Here is a 16,207-nt window from a genome sequence, read left to right as displayed (position 1 = left end):
TGATGGGCTACGCCGACGAACTCTTCGATCTCACCGACCGGGTGGTGCTGGTCACCGGCGGCAGCCGCGGCCTCGGCCGTGAGATGGCCTTTGCCGCCGCGCAGTGCGGCGCGGACGTGATCATCGCCAGCCGCAAATACGACACGTGCGTCGAGACTGCCAAGGAGATCGAGGCGGCGACGGGCCGAGCGGCGTTCCCCTATCAGGTACATGTCGGGCGCTGGGACGAACTCGACGGACTGGTGGAGGCCTCCTATGAGCGGTTCGGCAAGGTCGACGTGCTGATCAACAATGCGGGCATGTCACCGCTGTACGAGTCGCTGGGGTCGGTCACCGAGAAGCTGTTCGATGCGGTGGTCAACCTCAACCTCAAGGGGCCGTTCCGGTTGACGACTCTGGTCGGCGAACGGATGGTGGCCGACGGCGGCGGGTCGATCATCAACGTGAGCTCGAGCGGGTCGCGGCGGCCGCGGCCTGAACAGTTGCCGTATTCGGCGGCCAAGGCGGGGCTGAACGCGTTGACCGAAGGGTTCGCCCTGGCGTTCGGCCCGACGGTGCGGGTGAACACGCTGATGCCAGGCCCGTTTCTGACCGATATCAGCAAGGCGTGGGACATCCCGGCGACGACAAAGGGCGCGCAGCACTTCGCGCTCAAGCGGCTGGGTAACCCGCCCGAGATCATCGGCGCCGCTTTGTTTTTGGCGTCTGACGCGTCGAGCTATACCAGTGGGTCGATCATCCGGTGCGACGGAGGCATGCCGTAGTCACGGCTCGACGATGTTGAAGTTCGGGTCGGGTCGGTCGACTGCGGCAAGGACGGACGGCATGGCGGTGGTGTCGCCGACGACCTCGAACCCGGGTGACGTCACATCGCCTGCGGCAAATGCCAACAGCCGCAACTTGTTCGCGAATGTGATGGTCGCCTGGGCGGTCGACTCGTCGGCGGGGCGCTGGCGGTACACCAGCACGCCGTTGCGCACCGTCAGGCGGTAGTTGGTGGCGGTGTCGAGGAAGGTGATGTCGACGGCGACGTCGAGGTCCCATGCCCGAGGCCCGTTCAGGTTGATGGCGAACGTGTCGAACAGTTGCTCGGGAGTCAACTGTGCCATCAGCGACGGCGACGCGGTCTGGGTTGGCGTGCCGAAGTTGCCGTCCCGCAGTTCGGTCGCGCCCGACAGGAAGAAGTTGCGCCACACCGCGTTCTCGGCGCCGTATGCGAGTTGCTCGAGGGTGTCGGCGTACAGGTCGCGGGCCGCGGCGTGGTTCTTGTCGGCGAAGATCGCGTGGTCCAGTAGGGTTGCGGCCCAGCGAAAGTCGCCGTCGTCGAATGCTTTTCGCGCGATGTCGACGACGCGGTCGATGCCGCCCATCGCCTCGACGTAACGCGGTCCGATCGCTTCGGGCGGATGCACCCACAGTCGCGCGGGATTGCCGTCGAACCACCCCATGTAGCGCTGATAGACCGCCTTGACGTTGTGGCTGACGGAACCGTAGTAGCCGCGGGTGTGCCATGCCTTGTCCAGCGCAGGAGGCATCTGGAAGGTCTCGGCGATCTCGATGCCGGTGAAGCCCTGGTTCAACTGCCGAAGCGTCTGGTCATGGAGATAGGCGTACATATCCCGTTGCAGGGAAAGGAATTCGACGATGCGGTCCTTGCCCCAGGTGGGCCAATGGTGCGACGCGAACACCACGTCGGCGCGATCGGCGAAGGTATCGATGGCCTCGGTGAGATAACCGGCCCACCCGTGCGGATCGCGCACCAGGGCGCCGCGCAGCGTGAGCAGGTTGTGCAGATTGTGGGTGGCGTTTTCGGCCATGCACAGCGCACGGAACTTCGGGAAGTAGAAGTGCATCTCGGCGGGCGCTTCGGTGCCCGGCGCCATCTGGAACTCGATCTCGACACCGTCGAACGTGTGCTTCTCGCCTGTTTCCCGGATGTCGACCGTCGGCACGATCAGCGCGACTTCGCCCAGCGACGGCGTCTGGCCGAGGCCGCAGCCGACCTGCCCCTGGGTGCCTCGCGCCAGTACGGCCCCGTACATGTACGCGGCGCGTCGCGCCATCGCCGTTCCCGCATAGACGTTTTCCTGCACCGCATGCTGGGTGAAATGCTCCGGCGCGATCACGGCCACCTTGCCTGCGTCGACATCGGCCTGCGTCGTCACGCCGAGCACACCGCCGAAGTGGTCGACATGGCTGTGGGTGTAAATGACTGCGGTGACAGGGCGATCCCCGCGGTGCGCGCGGTAGAGCGCCAGCGCCGCAGCGGCCGTCTCGGTGCAGACGAGCGGATCGATCACGATGACGCCGGTGTCGCCTTCGACGAAGCTGATGTTGGATAGATCCAGTCCGCGGACCTGGTAGATGCCTTCCACGACTTCGTAGAGGCCCTGCTTTGCGCAGAGTTGGCTCTGCCGCCACAGGCTGGGATGCACCGACGTGGGCGCGTCACCGTTGAGGAACGAGTAAATGTCGTTGTCCCACACCACTCTTCCGTCGGCGGCTCTGATGACGCACGGTTCCAGTGCGCCGAGGAAGCCCCGGTCCACGTCATCGTGATCGCGCGTGTCGGTGAACGGCAGAGTGGTCAGATGTGCGCGGTGCGCGGATTCGATGACAGCGGTCGGTGGCTTCTGGTCCATGGATCCAGACAATATTCACCCGATCGTCAAAGCGGCGGTGTTTGATCGACGCCATGAACGTCCGACGAGTCGTCACCGGACACGACGCATCCGGTAAATCCGTGTTCGTCAGCGACGAGGTCGTATCGGCGACGCCGGTGATGGGGTTGCACCGGCTGTGGGGCGGCGACACCACGCCGCAGTTCCCGGATGACGGCACTATGCCCGAGCATCGCACCTACTTCCCGCCGATCGGCGGGTTCCGATTCGGGATGTTCACGATTCCGCCAAAAGCAGTCGCGGGCTCTGAGATCGATCCCGCCGAAACCGAGACCGAGGCGCCCGGATTGCTCCGCTACATGGACCCCTCCGATCCCGGCATGCACACCACCGACACCATCGACTTCGAGGTCGTGCTGGAAGGCACGGTGATACTCGAACTCGACGACGGCGCCGAGGTAGTGCTGAACCCCGGAGACACCGTGGTACAGAACGGCACTCGACATCGATGGCGCAACGGCGGCGACACCACAGCACGTCTGGCCGTGTTCATGTGCGGCGCGTCGCACTCCGCAGTGCCCGCCGGTTAGCGACCCCTCGCTAGGCGGTGTTGGGTTCGGGTCCGCCGGGGTGGTGGTCGTTGTTTGGTGGGCGGAGGAGTTTTTCGGGGGTGTGGTAGGTGTTGATGCGGGTTTGGCCGGTGTCCAGATGGGGTGGCGGAATCCATTCGACTTCGTGGCGGTCGTTGAGGCGGGTTCTCCAGCTGTTGGGGCCGACCATCCGGTTATCCGGCCCGCACGCCAACCCGAGCTCGTCGACGTTGGTGTTGCCGTCATCGGCCCAATCAGCGGCCGCGTGATGGACCTGGCAGCCGTAGGCCGGCACCGTGCACCCCGGTTTGGTGCACCCCCCATCGCGGGCGATCAGCATCATCCGCTGCGCCACCGACGCGGTGCGACGGGACCGAAACAACTCCAACGCCGACCCGGTCGCCCCATCAAATACCGCCAACCACAGGTGCGCACGCGCCGCCATCCGGATCAGTGTGGGCAGCGGCACCACCGTGCCGCCACCGGTGACCCCAACCCCGGCACGGCTCTGCAGGTCTTGCAGGGTGGTGCGGATGATGATCGAGGTCGCCACCCCATTGTGCTGACCCAGCGCCCCGCTTTCCAACACACTGCGCCCCGCCACCACCAGCGCATCATGCTGACGCTGACCCAGGCTGCGCTGATCCTCGTCGATCTGCTCCTGAGTCGGGGTGCCCGACACACAGGGCTGCTCATCATCGGGATTACACATCCCCGGAGCGGCCAACTTGGCCCAGATCGCTTCCCAGATCGCCCGCCCCTCCGGGGTCAACGTGACGGTCAGACGGGAGGTGCCGTCGGCTTGTTGCGGGCCCATCGTGGCCTCGCGCCGGCGTTCACGCGCGGCATCGTCGGGTTCGGCGCCGTCCTGATCGAGCAGAAACACCAGCCGGAAGGCGGCTTCCTTCAACTCCTTGGGCCCCACGCCCAGCGCGGTGCGCACCAGATCGGCCTCGATCTGATGGCGGGTGGCCACATCCACCCCGGCCGGGATCGCGGCCATCGCCTTGCGCAGCACCTTGACATGCTCACCGGTGATCGCCCCATGGGCCTGGGCGGCGGCGGTGTAGGCCAACACCGGCTCCAACACCTGCCCCGACACGGTGTGCCGCGGCGCCAACACCTCGGCCTCGGCCAGCCGCCGACCCGCCTCCTTACCCGACAAATGCCACCGGGTCGCCAACACCGCCCGCCACGACTTGGCACCCAACTCCCTCGGTGTGGCCTGGGCCTGCAACCCGGCCAACAACCCATTGCGGTGCGCGGGCAACTGACACGACAACACCTCCACCTCATCAAGCACCGCCAACAACTGCGGACGGGTCAACGTCTCGGCGGTCAGCCCGGTCAGCGCGGTATGCGCGGCGCGCACCGCCGCCACCGCCTCCTCGACCGCAACCCCACCCATACCATCGAACATATGTTCGACACTTAAGGAAACGCTAGAAACAAACCAAAGAAAACCCTAAGAGTTGTCGCTAGCCGTCGTGCTCGGCAAGCCACCGGTCGGCGCGGCGCTTCGACGCCCGCGACAGCCAGGCATCCTGAATCAGCTCGGTCAGCTCGGCCCTGCTGATCTTGCGTAAGTTCTTGGCACGCACCAGAACCGACGGGTGATCGTCGAACCGGTCAGTGGTGAAGAACGGCGACTCAGGATCCTGGATGAGCGCGAGTTTGTCGCTCTCGGATGCCACCCAGATCATGATGACGTCGGCATACCGTTCGCCGGTGTCGGGATCGGCGGCGTCGGGTTGCGGAGTGCGGAAGAACACGAACGACTTGCCGCCCACCTGGTAGATCGCATTTCCCTTGGGGCCTTCGATCCGGGTGACGTGCGGCATGGATGCGGCGATCTCGTGCACGTCGGCCGTGCGGGCTTTGCGGTCAGCCACGGCGCTCCACGTTGTGTAGCACGACGTCGGAAAGGGCGGCGTTGTCGACCGTCGCCGTCATGTAGGTGCAGAACGGTTGGCGCCGTCGGTCAGTGGGCGAACCGGGGTTCAGTAACCGAAGACCCGTCTTGGCGGTGGTGTCCCACGGGATGTGGCTGTGGCCGAACACCAGCACGTCGGTGTCCGGATACGCCTTGGCCATCCGCGCCTCGCGTCCGGTGGCGGCGCCGGTCTCGTGCACGACGGTGAACCGCAGCCCACCGAGCGTTGCATCGGCGCGCTCCGGCAGGCGACTGCGCAACTCCGCGCCGTCGTTGTTGCCCCAGCACGCCACCAGCCGCTCCGCCCTTGCTTCGAGTTGGTCGAGCAGCGGCGGTTCCGCCCAGTCACCGGCATGCACCACGACGTCGGCTGCGTCGACCTCCCGCCATACCTGTGCGGGCAGATCGCGGGCCTTCTTGGGAACGTGGGTATCGGCGATCAGCAGCAGTCGCACGACCCTCAACTTATCGGTTCGACACCGGGCGCCATCCCGGCGGGGGATCCTCCCCCACCCGACCGTCGACCGCCTCGCGAAGCAGATCCGCGTGGCCGGTATGGCGGCCGTACTCCTCGATCAAGTCACACAACAGCCTGCGCAGGCTCGCGTGCTGTCCGTTGGGGGCCGTGAGGTGAACCCGTTGATCGAGCCCGCCGCCGGCCAGCGCCGCGTCGAGTCTGGTACGGGATCGTTGCACCGCGTCGTCCCACAACTTGTACAGCTGCTCGGGCGTATCGCTTGCGGCTGAGGTGAATTCCCAGTCGTCGGTGCCGTCCCACGACGATTCCCAAGGCTCGCCGACCGGTTCGCCCTTCATTTTCTGGGCGAATATGTAGTCCTCGTTGATCGCCATGTGTTTGAGCAGACCGCCGAGAGTGAGTTCGGACGCGCCGATGCGCGCTGAGAGGCCGTCAACATCGAGGTCGTCGACTTTCCACCGGAAGGTGGTGCGCAACCGGTCGAGCGCACCGATGAGGTGTTCGGTCTCGGTACCGGCGAACGGAGGTTCCCACGGGGTGTCGATCATGTCTCTACCGTATGCGGCTACGCGGGTTTGGTTGGCGCGAAAACCTCGATGACTCCGCCTGTTTCGCGCACCTGGAACTTCGGCAGCGGCGGCGGCGCCACCGGTAGCTGATGGGTGACGGTCGCGCCCTCGAGTGAAAACGACGTCGAGTGGCACGGGCATCGCAGTCGGCTTTTCGGCGCATCGAGCCACAGTTTGCAGCCCTGATGCGTGCAAACTCCGGACACCGCTTCCAGTTTCGCGTCGGTGCGGTGCACGAATCCGTTGACCACGCCGAGGTCGAATGCGAGCGCTCCGCCCTCCGGTAGGTCGGCGCTTGCGCCGACGGTTTGCCATGCTCCCGCGTTGGGGTGCAGCTCGCCTTGGGTGGGCGGCGTCGCCTGCTGCGTCTCGGTCGGCGCCAGCAGGTTGCGGCCGACCACCAATCCTGCGACCGCCGACGCCGCGGCCACAGACCCGCCGATCACTACGTCGCGGCGGCGCGGAACCCAGCGGGGGTGGTCGACTGCGGGTTGCTCGTCGGCCATTTCGGCCGCCAACCTGCGATGTAGATCGGTGACGAACTGTTCACGGGGCGCATCACTGCCCAACCGGGCCGCCCGCAGTTCGATCGCGGTTTTCATCTGCTGGGCTTCGAAGTCATCGGGGCGCGCGTGCTGGGTGCGGTGTCCGCGCAGCAGACCCTCGACGAAGCGGCGTACGGTTCGGTTGCTCATGAGATGGACTCCTCACCGGATTGTGCCGCCATCCGCAGCGCGCGGTACTGCAACACCTTGGCGTTCGCGACGGTCACGCCCATCTGGGTCGCGGCTTCGCGCACCGAAAATGCTTGCAGGAAGCGCAGTTCCAGGATCCGACGGTAATTGTCAGGCAGCCGCTGCAGCAACCGGCGGACCTTGTCGGGGGCGTCGGTCACGATGAATTCCGGTTCGAGTGGCTCGGGCACATCCTCCTCGATCGTCGTCAACGGCCTGCCCATCCGATCGCCCCAGTAGGAGGCGAGCACCGTGCGAGCGGTCATCCGAAGGTACTTGCGCACCTCGGGCACGGTCGCCGAAACCCGTAGCGGCTTCAGGGCCGTCATGAAGACCTCAGCGGTCAGGTCTTCGGCATCCGGTTGGTTACCGACCTTGCCGTACATCAGCCGGTAGACCCAGGTGACGTTGTCGCGGTAGACCGCATCCCAGTCCGGATAGGCCGCACCCGTCACGGGCTGCAGCCCCGCAACGGGTTTGCGACAGCGCTCCTCACGCTCGCCGTTGATCACTTACGTGACTACGGCGGCGGCGCGTTCGGAGTTCATCCTGACATCGAGCGAATACGCCCCGGATCCGACGATGAGCAGGAAGATAGTGCCGCAGAGCATTGCCACCTCGAGGCGGCCTTCGTGGAAGAAGTCCCAGAACCCGCCCTCTTTCGGATACAGCGGCGCGTGGCTCCACAACAGTGGCACCTTGGTGATGGCTAGCGCGCCGAGCATGTCGACGATCATCGGCAATGTGGCAAGGCGTGTCAGCAGACCTGCAAGAATCATTGCACCACAACCGATCTCGACGACTCCGTCCAGATAAGCAAGGAAAGTCCCGCCAGGGATACCCGCCTTGACGAACCGCCCGGGACCGAGTGCGTCGGGCCGGATGAATTTGAGTATCCCTTCGCCGGCGAAGATCAGGCCCACGTAGAGACGGATGAGCACCACGGCGCCCGACGTGCGCGTGGCGGTGAACTGGGTCAGCGTCATGCCAAGAGATAGCGGCCGGGGTTACAGCGTCGCGTCACCCGGTATGCGCAGCCGACTTCGACTCGACGGGATCTGATATGACGCGCCCCTGACTCGCGACGTGCTCAGTCCAATGACACCCATCCCACCGCCGCAGCTCATATCGCCGCGTCGGGTCGGGATACCAATCCGCGGGAGACGCCTCCGGAGTACACGCGGCCGACTCGACGAGCGCAATGCCCTGCAAGCGCAGCGCACCTGGGACGTCGAGCGCACGCTTCCGTTCTGCCACGACCGCCTGCTCGATTGTCATCGTCCCGATGACGGTGCATTTGCCCGATCGCACCGCTACCAGTCGACCCTGGCGCACCACCACCAATAGCCCCACCAAATCAAAAGCGATGCTCAGCTGCATGTTGACGGTACCGACCGATCTGCCGTCGACCAACAACTCGACCTTCAGATCGTGGCTCGACTCCACTCGATGCGCCACCAAGGCCACGACCTCCTCCGTCGTCGGTGGGGCGTCACGGGTGCGGCGTGCGGCCTCGGCGAGCGCCTCGTAACGCTTCCATCCGGCGACAAGCAAATCGAGCAGGTCCAACGAGAGGAACGAGTGCGCCGTGCTGGCCACTTCGTGTTCGACGGCAGCCGTCAAAGCGGGAAACCCGCTGACCTGCGGTTTGACGACATCGTGGTCCCGCAACGACTCCGCGATTACTTCGGTCGGTTCCTTGAGTTCACCGCCGAATAACAGTTCACGAGCGGTCGCCGACTCGTCAAGGTTGGTTTGCTCGACTGTGGTCATCATTCACCTCTCTAATGGTCAGGATCGTCGGGCCGGAAAGGGTGACCAGTCGTATCGCGTGCGTCACTTCGGCGCCATCAGGTATCTCGCGCACGGTCACGGCAACAGGAGCGCCCGGACTGCAAACTGCCTGCACGCGGGGGCCTTGGAGTCCGTGCCGGTTACGTTGCGATGACCGAACGATGCGAGCGATCACTGCGCCCAGTGCTAACGCTGCGATCAGAAGTGCCACCAGGATCAGCAGGACGTCTGTTGACGAAAGCGGTTCACTGGCGGCAACCAACTCATAGTTGCCTGGCAGCGGTCCTTCCGCTGGCGCGTCGATACCAGGGAGCTGCTGTGTCTTATGGACCTTGAATTGCATTTCACCCGTAGAGGTTTCCGTCCAGGTACCCCAAACTGGCGTCGAATCGTCGAGCAGGATCTTCCGCTCACCCACTTCGGGGTCTTCTCCTAGATCTGTGACCTTTTCAACCGTGATCGGCTTGTATGTCTCGGTGGAGTAATCCACGAGTACTGATACTTTGGTGCGGCTTTCGGGCGGCTGACCGCTGAATACGTTCCCCACAGCCACGTCCCGCACTCGACCCACTGTGTCTAGCACCATCACCGTGATGCCGTATGCGCCACGCGCCAATTCGACGACCGCGCTTGTCAACGGTTGAATCGTCAGTGTCCGCGGGTCGCCCCGATCGAGGTAGACGATCTGAAGGCTCTCGCGCAGCGGATTGAAGATCACCGGCCTGAAGTTCTCGTCCTGGCTGACCCAGTCCGGCTGCCACTGCAGATTCACCTGATCGCCGACTACGCTCTTGATGTCGTCAACCTCGCTCTGCTGCAGAAGGTTTGGCACCACCTCTCTCGGCGACGATGCTTTAGCGCTGTCGATATCTGCTGACGTGGCCTCCACCCTGCTTGGCTCCGCGATCGGAAAAGACTCCGCCCGCGACGAGAACTCGGACGAAGTCACAGCGGCGGTCGCAGCGGTTTCCGACGATGTCACGCTGCCTTCAGTCGCGGGCTCCCATGCTGCCGTCGTGGGCGTTGTATTTGTCGCTGAGAAACTGGTCGTCGCTGTTGAGGTTGCCTCGGCAGTTACCGTCATCTCCCCCGTCGCCGGCACAACCTCCGAAGTCACGACTGGTTCCGTGACAGCCGACGCTACCGACTCCTGCGGCGTAAAAGAGGTCGTTTCAGTTGTGGTATCTGCCGGTTCGTACGTCGGATCGTCGGCGAGCGCCGGGACCATCCCAGCGAAAAGCGCAGTCAAACAGATTACGCAAACGAATGTCAGCACGGCTGCTGCGCGACGACAGGTACCGATACACGGTGAATTCATCGTTAGTCCCCCCGTCATCCCGCGACTGCGCGGCCCCCTGTTAATAGCGTGTCCGAAAAACAGATGGGGAGATCGAGTACATCGGTACTCGAATTTTCAAAGCGAGTAATGACTAGATGTATACAGAAGTCCACGTTGTGGTCGAAAGCCATTGCTTAGCTGCGCAATCCAAGAATCCCAGCGATGCCCTAACCCGCGCTGTCCGATTGACGCAAAACTTCCTCAGTTGTGTTTGCCTTCCCGGAACCGCCGGGTAGCGCACCTGTGGGGGGTCATGCCATCGAATACAAGTCCGTCGCCGCACGGCGGTGATGGACGGAAGGAGAGAAGCATGAACGTCAAGAAGATCGCAGGAACAGCTGTGCTGACCGGTGCACTCGGCGCTGCCACGCTGGGGGTCGCAGGTGCGGCCCAAGCGGACCCGAAGCACCAGGATCCGAACCCGGTGCCGAGCGACACCGACTTCACCCAACCACCCGGCCAGGTCGGTCGTGACCTCGGGATCGCCCCGGGTCAGCTGAAGCAGCAGCCTCAGATCACATTCGGGCTTCCCGACGGGTCGACGGTCGACATCGACAACCCGTTCGAGGATGTGCCTCCGGGCCACTGGGGCGACGTCGCTGGTGACTTCGACGACGCCGTGGACGCAGCCACTCCGTAGTTCAGCAAAGGTGCTGCGGAGAACGATGGCCGCCTCGCCATGTGCGGGGCGGCCATCCTCATGAGGCGAACTAGGACGACGAACCTTCTCCCGCCGCAGAATCGGCCCGCTTCGCCGAATGTGTTGACGCCTTGTCTTTGTCATCGCGCTTGCTCGACTTCGGTTGGTGACCGTTGCCGCGCTGCTTGCTCGGCGCCGCTTCCTCTGCGCCGGCAGTCTTCTCATCGGACGCCGCCTGCTTTGCGTTCGGCGTGCGCTTCTTCTCCGTCGACGCCTGGTCGGCACCCGCGGCGGCATCTTCCTTCGCGGACGCGCCCTGGTCAGACTTCTTGACGCGCTTCTCTTCAGAGGACGTGGCCTGATCGGCCTCGGTCGCGCGCTTCTTTCCGGCCGGCGTCGCCTGGTCAGCTCCGGTGGCGTGCTTCGTTAAAGAGGGCTTCTGGAGGTCAGGCTCGGTCACCTCTGGCTCCACCTGCGCGAGACTCGTAGTGGCAACCTCACGCAGCGGAGTTTCACTCGCCAACGTCGACGCGCAGCAAGAATCTGCGCCGTTGAAGAAGCTTTGGATCGCCGCGATGAGGAGGATGGCGCCGAAGAACGCAAACACAATCGGCGCCAAAATCAGCTGTGCGAGAACGGTTGTCACAATGTTCCCGATCTCACCGGTGCTAGCCGCCAGCGTGGCGTTGCTTGTCACTGGCCCGTCCGTCGCCGGGTCTGACACCGCTTGCAGCGTCAGCGGTGTGCTCGTCCCGCCGGATCCACTCGTCGCGTCCTGGGGCCCGCTCGGCGCAGCGCCTCCGCGGGTCAGGGGAGCGATGAGCCCCACGATTCGGCCCGGATTTTCGATGAAATCCTTGACAAGCGCAGCTGGTTGCAGTGTCGGGAAGGCGATGGATGCCAGCTGCACCGATCGAGATTCGGTACTCGCACTAGGCGGCCCTAGGGGTCTCGGAGGTGCTGCGACCATTCCCAACACGAGGATGCCTGCGCTGACGACGGCGCCTCCCGCGACGAGTTGGCGGTGAACCGAATTTCGGATGGCAAAACCCTTGCAACTCATGATCGTCCCCCTTCCGGCGAAGCGAGGACCACCGGACTGGGTGCGACGCTTCGCGCGAGAAGATCGTCGCCTCAGGTTGGAGTGGCGGGGCCAGTAGTGCACTACTGCAATCCGGCTTGGCCCGGGCACGGCGCTACTGATGCGATGAGTTCTCGCCCGCATCCCGGTCATCACCGATATGACAGAAGAACTATTCACCAAGCTCCAGTGCGTCGCCGTGCCCGTCCGCGATCAGGATCGGTCGAAGGCGCTATACGAGGACATGGGCTTCACCACCACGATGGACGCCGAGCTGCAGCCGGGCTTTCGCTGGATCGAACTGGCGCCGTCGTCGGGTGGCCCTGCGCTCGCGCTCGTCGCCAACGGGGACCAGCTTCCGACGGGAATCGACACGGGTATCCGACTCATCACGTCCGACGCCCGCGCCGCCCACACGGCGCTCGCCGCAAAGGGACTCGAGGTGGGCGATCTCCTCGACTGGGAAACGGCACCACTCATGTTCAGTTTCCGAGACCTCGACGGCAATCGGCTCTATGTCGCCCAGTCCAGCTGAGGCAGTGAGATGCTCGACCGCACAGCCCCAGTTTGAGGAGCAGCGATGAAACCGACCGCCGTGGTGCTTGCCGTCCTCGCCATCACCACGGGGTGTTCGCGTGCGTCGGCTGAACCTGCTGCTGACACGACGAGCGAGCCACCGGCACCGAGCACCACCTCGGACACCGCTGTGTCGCGGCCGCTCACGGAGTTCGTCGAGGACGCGTACTACCACTCGTTTGCCACACCGGGCGGTCAGATCCAGTGCCGCGTCGGGGACGGGTCGCTGGCCTGCCAGACCGGAGGGGTTGACACCGTCGCCGACAGCGCGCTCTGCGGTTTCTATCCCGGCGTGGAACAGGGCCGCACCAGCCGATTCGGCTTCTTCAAGGACCGCCCGCAGCCCTGCGCAACCATGGTCCAGGGCGTCGGATTCGACTCGCCGCACACGTTGGACTACGGACAGTCCGTGACCGCCGAACTCTCGCCGGGGCGCACGGTCACGTGCACGTCCGCCGTTGATGGACTGACCTGCACGTCGTCCGACGCGGGCTTCCTTCTCACGGGCGACTCGTTCACCGTCATCTGACGCGACGCGCGGACATGAATACAGAAAAGTGAGCGCGCCCGAAGGGATTCGAACCCCTAACCTTCTGATCCGTAGTCAGATGCTCTATCCGTTGAGCTACGGGCGCATGCGCATATTCAGTTGTGCTGGCTGCGTGAGCCGGCGCGGAGGCGAGAGGATTTGAACCTCCGGTCGCCTTTGAGGGCGACAACTCATTAGCAGTGAGCCCCATTCGGCCGCTCTGGCACGCCTCCCGACGGTTTACCGCCGATCCGACAGAGTACACATGGCCTACAGCCGAAGGCAAAGCGCAGGTGAGCCACCCATAAACTGGTCGGGTGAGCGCCCGTCTTCGTCCCGAACTCGCAGATCTGCCCGCCTACACCCCGGGCAAGACCGTGCCGGGTGCGATCAAGATCGCGAGCAACGAGACGGTGCACGCTCCGCTGCCCAGCGTGCGGGCCGCGATCGAGAAGGCCGCCGACAACATCAACCGCTACCCCGACAACGGGTACGTCGAACTCAAGGACCGGTTGGCCAAGCATGTCGATTTCGCCCCGGAGCACATCTCTGTGGGCTGCGGATCGGTCAGCCTGTGCCAGCAGTTGATCCAGATCACCTCGACCGTCGGCGACGAAGTGCTGTTCGGTTGGCGCAGCTTCGAGATCTACCCGTTGCAGGTCCGCACCGCGGGAGCCACACCGGTGCAGGTGCCGCTGACCGACTACACCTACGACCTCGACGCGATGCTGGCCGCCATCACCGACCGCACGCGGTTGATCTTCGTCTGCAATCCGAACAACCCGACCAGCACCGTCGTCGACCCTGACAAGCTGGCCCGGTTCGTCGAGGCCGTGCCGCCGCACATCCTGATCGCTCTTGACGAGGCCTACGTCGAGTACATCCGTGACGGCATGCTGCCGGACAGCTTCGGACTCGTCCGCAAGCACAGCAATGTCGTTGTGCTGCGGACGTTTTCGAAAGCCTACGGGCTGGCGGGGCTGCGGATCGGCTACGCGGTCGGCGACCCGGACATCATCACCGCGCTCGGCAAGGTCTACGTGCCGTTCACCGCGACCAGCATCTCGCAAGCCGCCGCGATCGCATGCCTGGACGCCGCCGACGAACTGCTTGCGCGCACCGACTCCGTCGTCGCCGAACGCGCCCGCGTCACCGCCGCACTGCGCGACGCCGGCTATACCGTGCCGCCGTCGCAGGCCAACTTCGTCTGGCTGCCGTTGCCCGGCCGCGCCCAGGAGTTCGCAAACGATTGCGCGAACGCCCGCGTGATCGTCCGCCCCTACGGCGACGACGGCGTGCGCGTCACCATCGCCGCTCCGCACGAGAACGACGCGTTTCTGGCCTTCGCCACGGGCTGGCAGCGCTAGTTCGGCTGCCTGCCGGTGTAAGCGACCAACCGATCCATCGCGCGGGCGTCCATCGCCACATCGACCGGGTCGTCGAACCCAGCCCTGGTCCGGCCGTCCGGCGTGATGATCGACTTGGCGAGGCCCAGCACGTAATCCGAAAGCGAATCCGGCGCGTCCACCTCGCGGCCTGTCGCCTTCGCGTAATCCCAAGCGTGCACCAGGAATTCCAGCGACAGAACGCCTGCCATCATCTTCGCGGGCGCCTCCCCCGACTGGAACGGCACTGTGCCGTCGAGACCGCGTTTGTGCCATGCGTCCAGCGCAGGCCGGCCCGCCATCACCACCTGACGTTCCACCGAATCGGAACTGTCACGTTCGGGAATCTGCGCGCCCGCCGCACCGCCGATCACAGTGATCGACTTCAACAGGTGGTCGGTCAGTTGCGCGACGTTGAATTCGCGGCACGGCGTCTGCTTCGACTCGTCTTCTTTGGCGAGCCCGTGCAGCACGTGCTGCAGCACCGCGAAAGCCTTCTCGGCGCTCCGCAGTTCGTCGGTCGGCGGTGAATCGGGTCCAGGGCGCAGATCGTCATGCATGAGCTCACGCTACGACGCCCCAACGCATATCGTTGCCGGGATGAGGACGCACGTTTTGGTGGCAGCGGCCGCGCTGGTGACCGTCGGCCTGACCGCCGGCTGCGAGCGCACCACGCCCGGTACCGTCGCGATGACCACCGAACCGGGGCCGCCCATTGCGTCCACCACGAGAGAGCCGCGGACCACGTCGATACCAGGGTTGCCCGGCATCCCGCTACCGGACATTCCATTCCCCGGCTTCCCGCGCAACACCGACGTTCCCGAAGTGCCCGCACCGCCCAACGCGCTGACCATGAAGTGCGAGGAGTTCAACAAGCTCGACGAGGCCACCCGACTGGCCGTCATCCGCGCAATCCTGGCGCAGGAGAACAACCCGCTCGGTCCCAACGGCGAGTCCGTCGGGCAGATGCTCGTCGAAGCCGCCTGCCAGTTCCTGCCCTCGGCAACGGTCAGCGAGGTGCTGATGGGAACGCCGCCCCGCTAGGTGGCTAGCCTCTTGAGTTCATGGGCGAAACCTATGAATCCGTCACCGTCGACATCGAGAAGCACGTCGCACAGGTGACGCTGGTCGGTCCCGGTAAGGGCAACGCGATGGGACCGGCATTCTGGGCCGAGATGCCCGAGGTGTTCGCTAGCCTCGACGCCGATCGGGACGTGCGGGCGATCGTGCTGACCGGTTCGGGAAAACACTTCAGTTACGGGTTGGACCTGCCCGCGATGGGCGGGTCGCTCTCCGAGGTGCTCGCCGGCGGCGCGTCGGCGCGGCCGAGAGCCGACTTCCACCAGACCATCCTGCGGATGCAGGGCGCGATCAACGCGGTCGCCGACTGCCGCACCCCGACCATCGCCTCGGTACACGGCTGGTGCATCGGCGGCGGCGTCGACCTGATCTCGGCCGTCGACATCCGCTACGCCAGTGCGGACGCGAAATTCTCGGTGCGCGAGGTCAAGCTGGCCATCGTCGCCGACGTGGGCAGCCTGGCGCGGCTGCCGTTGATCCTGAACGACGGGCACCTGCGTGAGTTGGCCCTGACGGGCAAGGACATCGACGCCGCGCGCGCCGAGAAGATCGGTCTTGTCAACGACGTCCACCCCGACGCGGCGGCCTCGCTGGCCGCGGCGCACGCGACGGCGGCCGAAATCGCCGGCAATCCGCCGCTGGTGGTCAACGGCGTCAAGGACGTGCTGGATCAGCAACGCATCGCCCGCGTCTCGGAGAGCCTGCGCTACGTGGCGGCATGGAATTCGGCTTTTCTGCCGTCAAAAGACTTGGCTGAGGGTCTCAAAGCGACGTTCGAAAAACGCAAACCCGAATTCACAGGCGAATAAATTATCCGCCTCTACCTGCGAACACGCTGGACACCGGCAATGAATTGGC

20 protein-coding genes and 2 tRNA genes are annotated in these 16,207 nt (G+C 64.8%); 8 read left to right on the top strand and 14 right to left on the bottom strand.

What is annotated here, in order from left to right; all coding sequences use genetic code 11:
• Positions 1 to 2 precede the first annotated feature (2 nt).
• A complete protein-coding gene (locus tag C1A30_RS27515; protein ID WP_101951441.1) occupies positions 3 to 764 on the top strand; it encodes an SDR family NAD(P)-dependent oxidoreductase in 762 nt (253 codons plus the stop codon).
• On the opposite strand, the gene C1A30_RS27510 is transcribed toward C1A30_RS27515, so the two are convergent.
• Positions 765 to 2,642 (bottom strand): alkyl/aryl-sulfatase, encoded by a 1,878-nt coding sequence (locus tag C1A30_RS27510; RefSeq protein WP_101951440.1) that lies wholly within the window; start codon positions 2,640 to 2,642, stop codon positions 765 to 767.
• A gap of 53 nt (positions 2,643 to 2,695) precedes the next feature.
• On the opposite strand from C1A30_RS27510, the gene C1A30_RS27505 reads away from it, so the two are divergent.
• Positions 2,696 to 3,211, top strand: a complete 516-nt coding sequence (locus C1A30_RS27505; protein WP_101951439.1) for a cupin domain-containing protein — start codon at positions 2,696 to 2,698, stop codon at positions 3,209 to 3,211.
• Between the two features lie 10 nt (positions 3,212 to 3,221).
• Here C1A30_RS27505 and C1A30_RS27500 read toward each other — a convergent pair whose 3' ends face one another.
• The 9 genes from C1A30_RS27500 to C1A30_RS27460 form a co-directional block, all read right to left on the bottom strand.
• Entirely contained in the window at positions 3,222 to 4,619 is a 1,398-nt protein-coding gene (locus tag C1A30_RS27500) for an HNH endonuclease signature motif containing protein (RefSeq protein WP_235010227.1), read from the bottom strand.
• 70 nt (positions 4,620 to 4,689) lie between these two features.
• Positions 4,690 to 5,103: an MmcQ/YjbR family DNA-binding protein gene (locus tag C1A30_RS27495; protein ID WP_101951437.1), complete on the bottom strand. Its 414-nt coding sequence runs from the start codon at positions 5,101 to 5,103 to the stop codon at positions 4,690 to 4,692.
• Positions 5,096 to 5,599 (bottom strand): metallophosphoesterase family protein, encoded by a 504-nt coding sequence (locus C1A30_RS27490; protein WP_101951436.1) that lies wholly within the window; start codon positions 5,597 to 5,599, stop codon positions 5,096 to 5,098. The genes C1A30_RS27495 and C1A30_RS27490 overlap by 8 nt, the downstream gene beginning before the upstream one ends.
• 10 nt (positions 5,600 to 5,609) lie before the next feature.
• Positions 5,610 to 6,170 carry a DUF664 domain-containing protein gene (locus tag C1A30_RS27485; RefSeq protein WP_101951435.1) on the bottom strand — a complete coding sequence of 187 codons (561 nt, stop codon included), beginning with the start codon at positions 6,168 to 6,170 and terminating at the stop codon, positions 5,610 to 5,612.
• A gap of 17 nt (positions 6,171 to 6,187) precedes the next feature.
• Positions 6,188 to 6,886, bottom strand: coding sequence for a Rieske (2Fe-2S) protein (locus tag C1A30_RS27480; RefSeq protein ID WP_101951434.1), 699 nt, complete (start codon positions 6,884 to 6,886; stop codon positions 6,188 to 6,190).
• Positions 6,883 to 7,434 (bottom strand): RNA polymerase sigma factor, encoded by a 552-nt coding sequence (locus C1A30_RS27475; RefSeq protein WP_369974212.1) that lies wholly within the window; start codon positions 7,432 to 7,434, stop codon positions 6,883 to 6,885. Before C1A30_RS27475 ends, C1A30_RS27480 begins: the two co-directional genes overlap by 4 nt.
• A gap of 3 nt (positions 7,435 to 7,437) precedes the next feature.
• Positions 7,438 to 7,911: a DoxX family protein gene (locus C1A30_RS27470; protein WP_101951433.1), complete on the bottom strand. Its 474-nt coding sequence runs from the start codon at positions 7,909 to 7,911 to the stop codon at positions 7,438 to 7,440.
• A gap of 34 nt (positions 7,912 to 7,945) precedes the next feature.
• Positions 7,946 to 8,698: a DUF2510 domain-containing protein gene (locus C1A30_RS27465; RefSeq protein WP_160112803.1), complete on the bottom strand. Its 753-nt coding sequence runs from the start codon at positions 8,696 to 8,698 to the stop codon at positions 7,946 to 7,948.
• Positions 8,670 to 9,701 carry a hypothetical protein gene (locus tag C1A30_RS27460; protein ID WP_142392676.1) on the bottom strand — a complete coding sequence of 344 codons (1,032 nt, stop codon included), beginning with the start codon at positions 9,699 to 9,701 and terminating at the stop codon, positions 8,670 to 8,672. The genes C1A30_RS27465 and C1A30_RS27460 overlap by 29 nt, the downstream gene beginning before the upstream one ends.
• A gap of 667 nt (positions 9,702 to 10,368) precedes the next feature.
• Here C1A30_RS27460 and C1A30_RS27455 point away from each other — a divergent pair.
• Positions 10,369 to 10,698 (top strand): hypothetical protein, encoded by a 330-nt coding sequence (locus C1A30_RS27455; RefSeq protein ID WP_101951430.1) that lies wholly within the window; start codon positions 10,369 to 10,371, stop codon positions 10,696 to 10,698.
• Positions 10,699 to 10,768: 70 nt separating this feature from the next.
• On the opposite strand, the gene C1A30_RS27450 is transcribed toward C1A30_RS27455, so the two are convergent.
• Positions 10,769 to 11,608 carry a hypothetical protein gene (locus tag C1A30_RS27450; protein WP_101951429.1) on the bottom strand — a complete coding sequence of 280 codons (840 nt, stop codon included), beginning with the start codon at positions 11,606 to 11,608 and terminating at the stop codon, positions 10,769 to 10,771.
• A 331-nt stretch (positions 11,609 to 11,939) separates the two neighbouring features.
• On the opposite strand from C1A30_RS27450, the gene C1A30_RS27445 reads away from it, so the two are divergent.
• Both C1A30_RS27445 and C1A30_RS27440 read left to right on the top strand, forming a co-directional pair.
• Positions 11,940 to 12,314: a VOC family protein gene (locus C1A30_RS27445; protein ID WP_101951428.1), complete on the top strand. Its 375-nt coding sequence runs from the start codon at positions 11,940 to 11,942 to the stop codon at positions 12,312 to 12,314.
• 45 nt (positions 12,315 to 12,359) lie between these two features.
• Positions 12,360 to 12,884 (top strand): hypothetical protein, encoded by a 525-nt coding sequence (locus C1A30_RS27440; RefSeq protein ID WP_101951427.1) that lies wholly within the window; start codon positions 12,360 to 12,362, stop codon positions 12,882 to 12,884.
• A gap of 33 nt (positions 12,885 to 12,917) precedes the next feature.
• Here C1A30_RS27440 and C1A30_RS27435 read toward each other — a convergent pair.
• Positions 12,918 to 12,990, bottom strand: a tRNA-Arg gene (locus tag C1A30_RS27435).
• A gap of 38 nt (positions 12,991 to 13,028) precedes the next feature.
• Positions 13,029 to 13,117: transfer RNA gene (locus C1A30_RS27430), tRNA-Ser, on the bottom strand.
• Between the two features lie 84 nt (positions 13,118 to 13,201).
• Here C1A30_RS27430 and C1A30_RS27425 point away from each other — a divergent pair.
• Positions 13,202 to 14,251 (top strand): pyridoxal phosphate-dependent aminotransferase, encoded by a 1,050-nt coding sequence (locus tag C1A30_RS27425; RefSeq protein ID WP_101951426.1) that lies wholly within the window; start codon positions 13,202 to 13,204, stop codon positions 14,249 to 14,251.
• Here C1A30_RS27425 and C1A30_RS27420 read toward each other — a convergent pair.
• On the bottom strand, positions 14,248 to 14,829 hold the full coding sequence (locus C1A30_RS27420; RefSeq protein WP_101951425.1) for a TIGR03086 family metal-binding protein: 582 nt from the start codon (positions 14,827 to 14,829) through the stop codon (positions 14,248 to 14,250). The genes C1A30_RS27425 and C1A30_RS27420 overlap by 4 nt on opposite strands.
• 40 nt (positions 14,830 to 14,869) lie before the next feature.
• Here C1A30_RS27420 and C1A30_RS27415 point away from each other — a divergent pair, with 40 nt between their 5' ends.
• Together C1A30_RS27415 and C1A30_RS27410 are read left to right on the top strand one after the other, a co-directional pair.
• Entirely contained in the window at positions 14,870 to 15,313 is a 444-nt protein-coding gene (locus tag C1A30_RS27415) for a hypothetical protein (RefSeq protein WP_101951424.1), read from the top strand.
• A 20-nt stretch (positions 15,314 to 15,333) separates the two neighbouring features.
• Positions 15,334 to 16,158 (top strand): crotonase/enoyl-CoA hydratase family protein, encoded by an 825-nt coding sequence (locus C1A30_RS27410; RefSeq protein ID WP_101951423.1) that lies wholly within the window; start codon positions 15,334 to 15,336, stop codon positions 16,156 to 16,158.
• Positions 16,159 to 16,207 lie beyond the last annotated feature (49 nt).

Source organism: Mycobacterium sp. 3519A (assembly GCF_900240945.1).
In the GTDB taxonomy this organism is placed as follows: domain Bacteria; phylum Actinomycetota; class Actinomycetes; order Mycobacteriales; family Mycobacteriaceae; genus Mycobacterium.
The sequence above is the reverse complement of the archived record's forward strand: the minus strand, read 5'-3'. Positions and strand labels throughout refer to the sequence as shown.

Bases quoted from the DNA above. Each gene is read 5' to 3' on its own strand.
- C1A30_RS27515 (WP_101951441.1), top strand. From the start codon at position 3: ATGGGCTACGCCGACGAACTCTTCGATCTCACCGACCGGGTGGTGCTG.
- C1A30_RS27510 (WP_101951440.1), bottom strand. From the start codon at position 2,642: ATGGACCAGAAGCCACCGACCGCTGTCATCGAATCCGCGCACCGCGCA.
- C1A30_RS27505 (WP_101951439.1), top strand. From the start codon at position 2,696: ATGAACGTCCGACGAGTCGTCACCGGACACGACGCATCCGGTAAATCC.
- C1A30_RS27500 (WP_235010227.1), bottom strand. From the start codon at position 4,619: ATGGGTGGGGTTGCGGTCGAGGAGGCGGTGGCGGCGGTGCGCGCCGCG.
- C1A30_RS27485 (WP_101951435.1), bottom strand. From the start codon at position 6,170: ATGATCGACACCCCGTGGGAACCTCCGTTCGCCGGTACCGAGACCGAA.
- C1A30_RS27480 (WP_101951434.1), bottom strand. From the start codon at position 6,886: ATGAGCAACCGAACCGTACGCCGCTTCGTCGAGGGTCTGCTGCGCGGA.
- C1A30_RS27470 (WP_101951433.1), bottom strand. From the start codon at position 7,911: ATGACGCTGACCCAGTTCACCGCCACGCGCACGTCGGGCGCCGTGGTG.
- C1A30_RS27465 (WP_160112803.1), bottom strand. From the start codon at position 8,698: ATGACCACAGTCGAGCAAACCAACCTTGACGAGTCGGCGACCGCTCGT.
- C1A30_RS27455 (WP_101951430.1), top strand. From the start codon at position 10,369: ATGAACGTCAAGAAGATCGCAGGAACAGCTGTGCTGACCGGTGCACTC.
- C1A30_RS27445 (WP_101951428.1), top strand. From the start codon at position 11,940: ATGACAGAAGAACTATTCACCAAGCTCCAGTGCGTCGCCGTGCCCGTC.
- C1A30_RS27440 (WP_101951427.1), top strand. From the start codon at position 12,360: ATGAAACCGACCGCCGTGGTGCTTGCCGTCCTCGCCATCACCACGGGG.
- C1A30_RS27420 (WP_101951425.1), bottom strand. From the start codon at position 14,829: ATGCATGACGATCTGCGCCCTGGACCCGATTCACCGCCGACCGACGAA.
- C1A30_RS27415 (WP_101951424.1), top strand. From the start codon at position 14,870: ATGAGGACGCACGTTTTGGTGGCAGCGGCCGCGCTGGTGACCGTCGGC.
- C1A30_RS27410 (WP_101951423.1), top strand. From the start codon at position 15,334: ATGGGCGAAACCTATGAATCCGTCACCGTCGACATCGAGAAGCACGTC.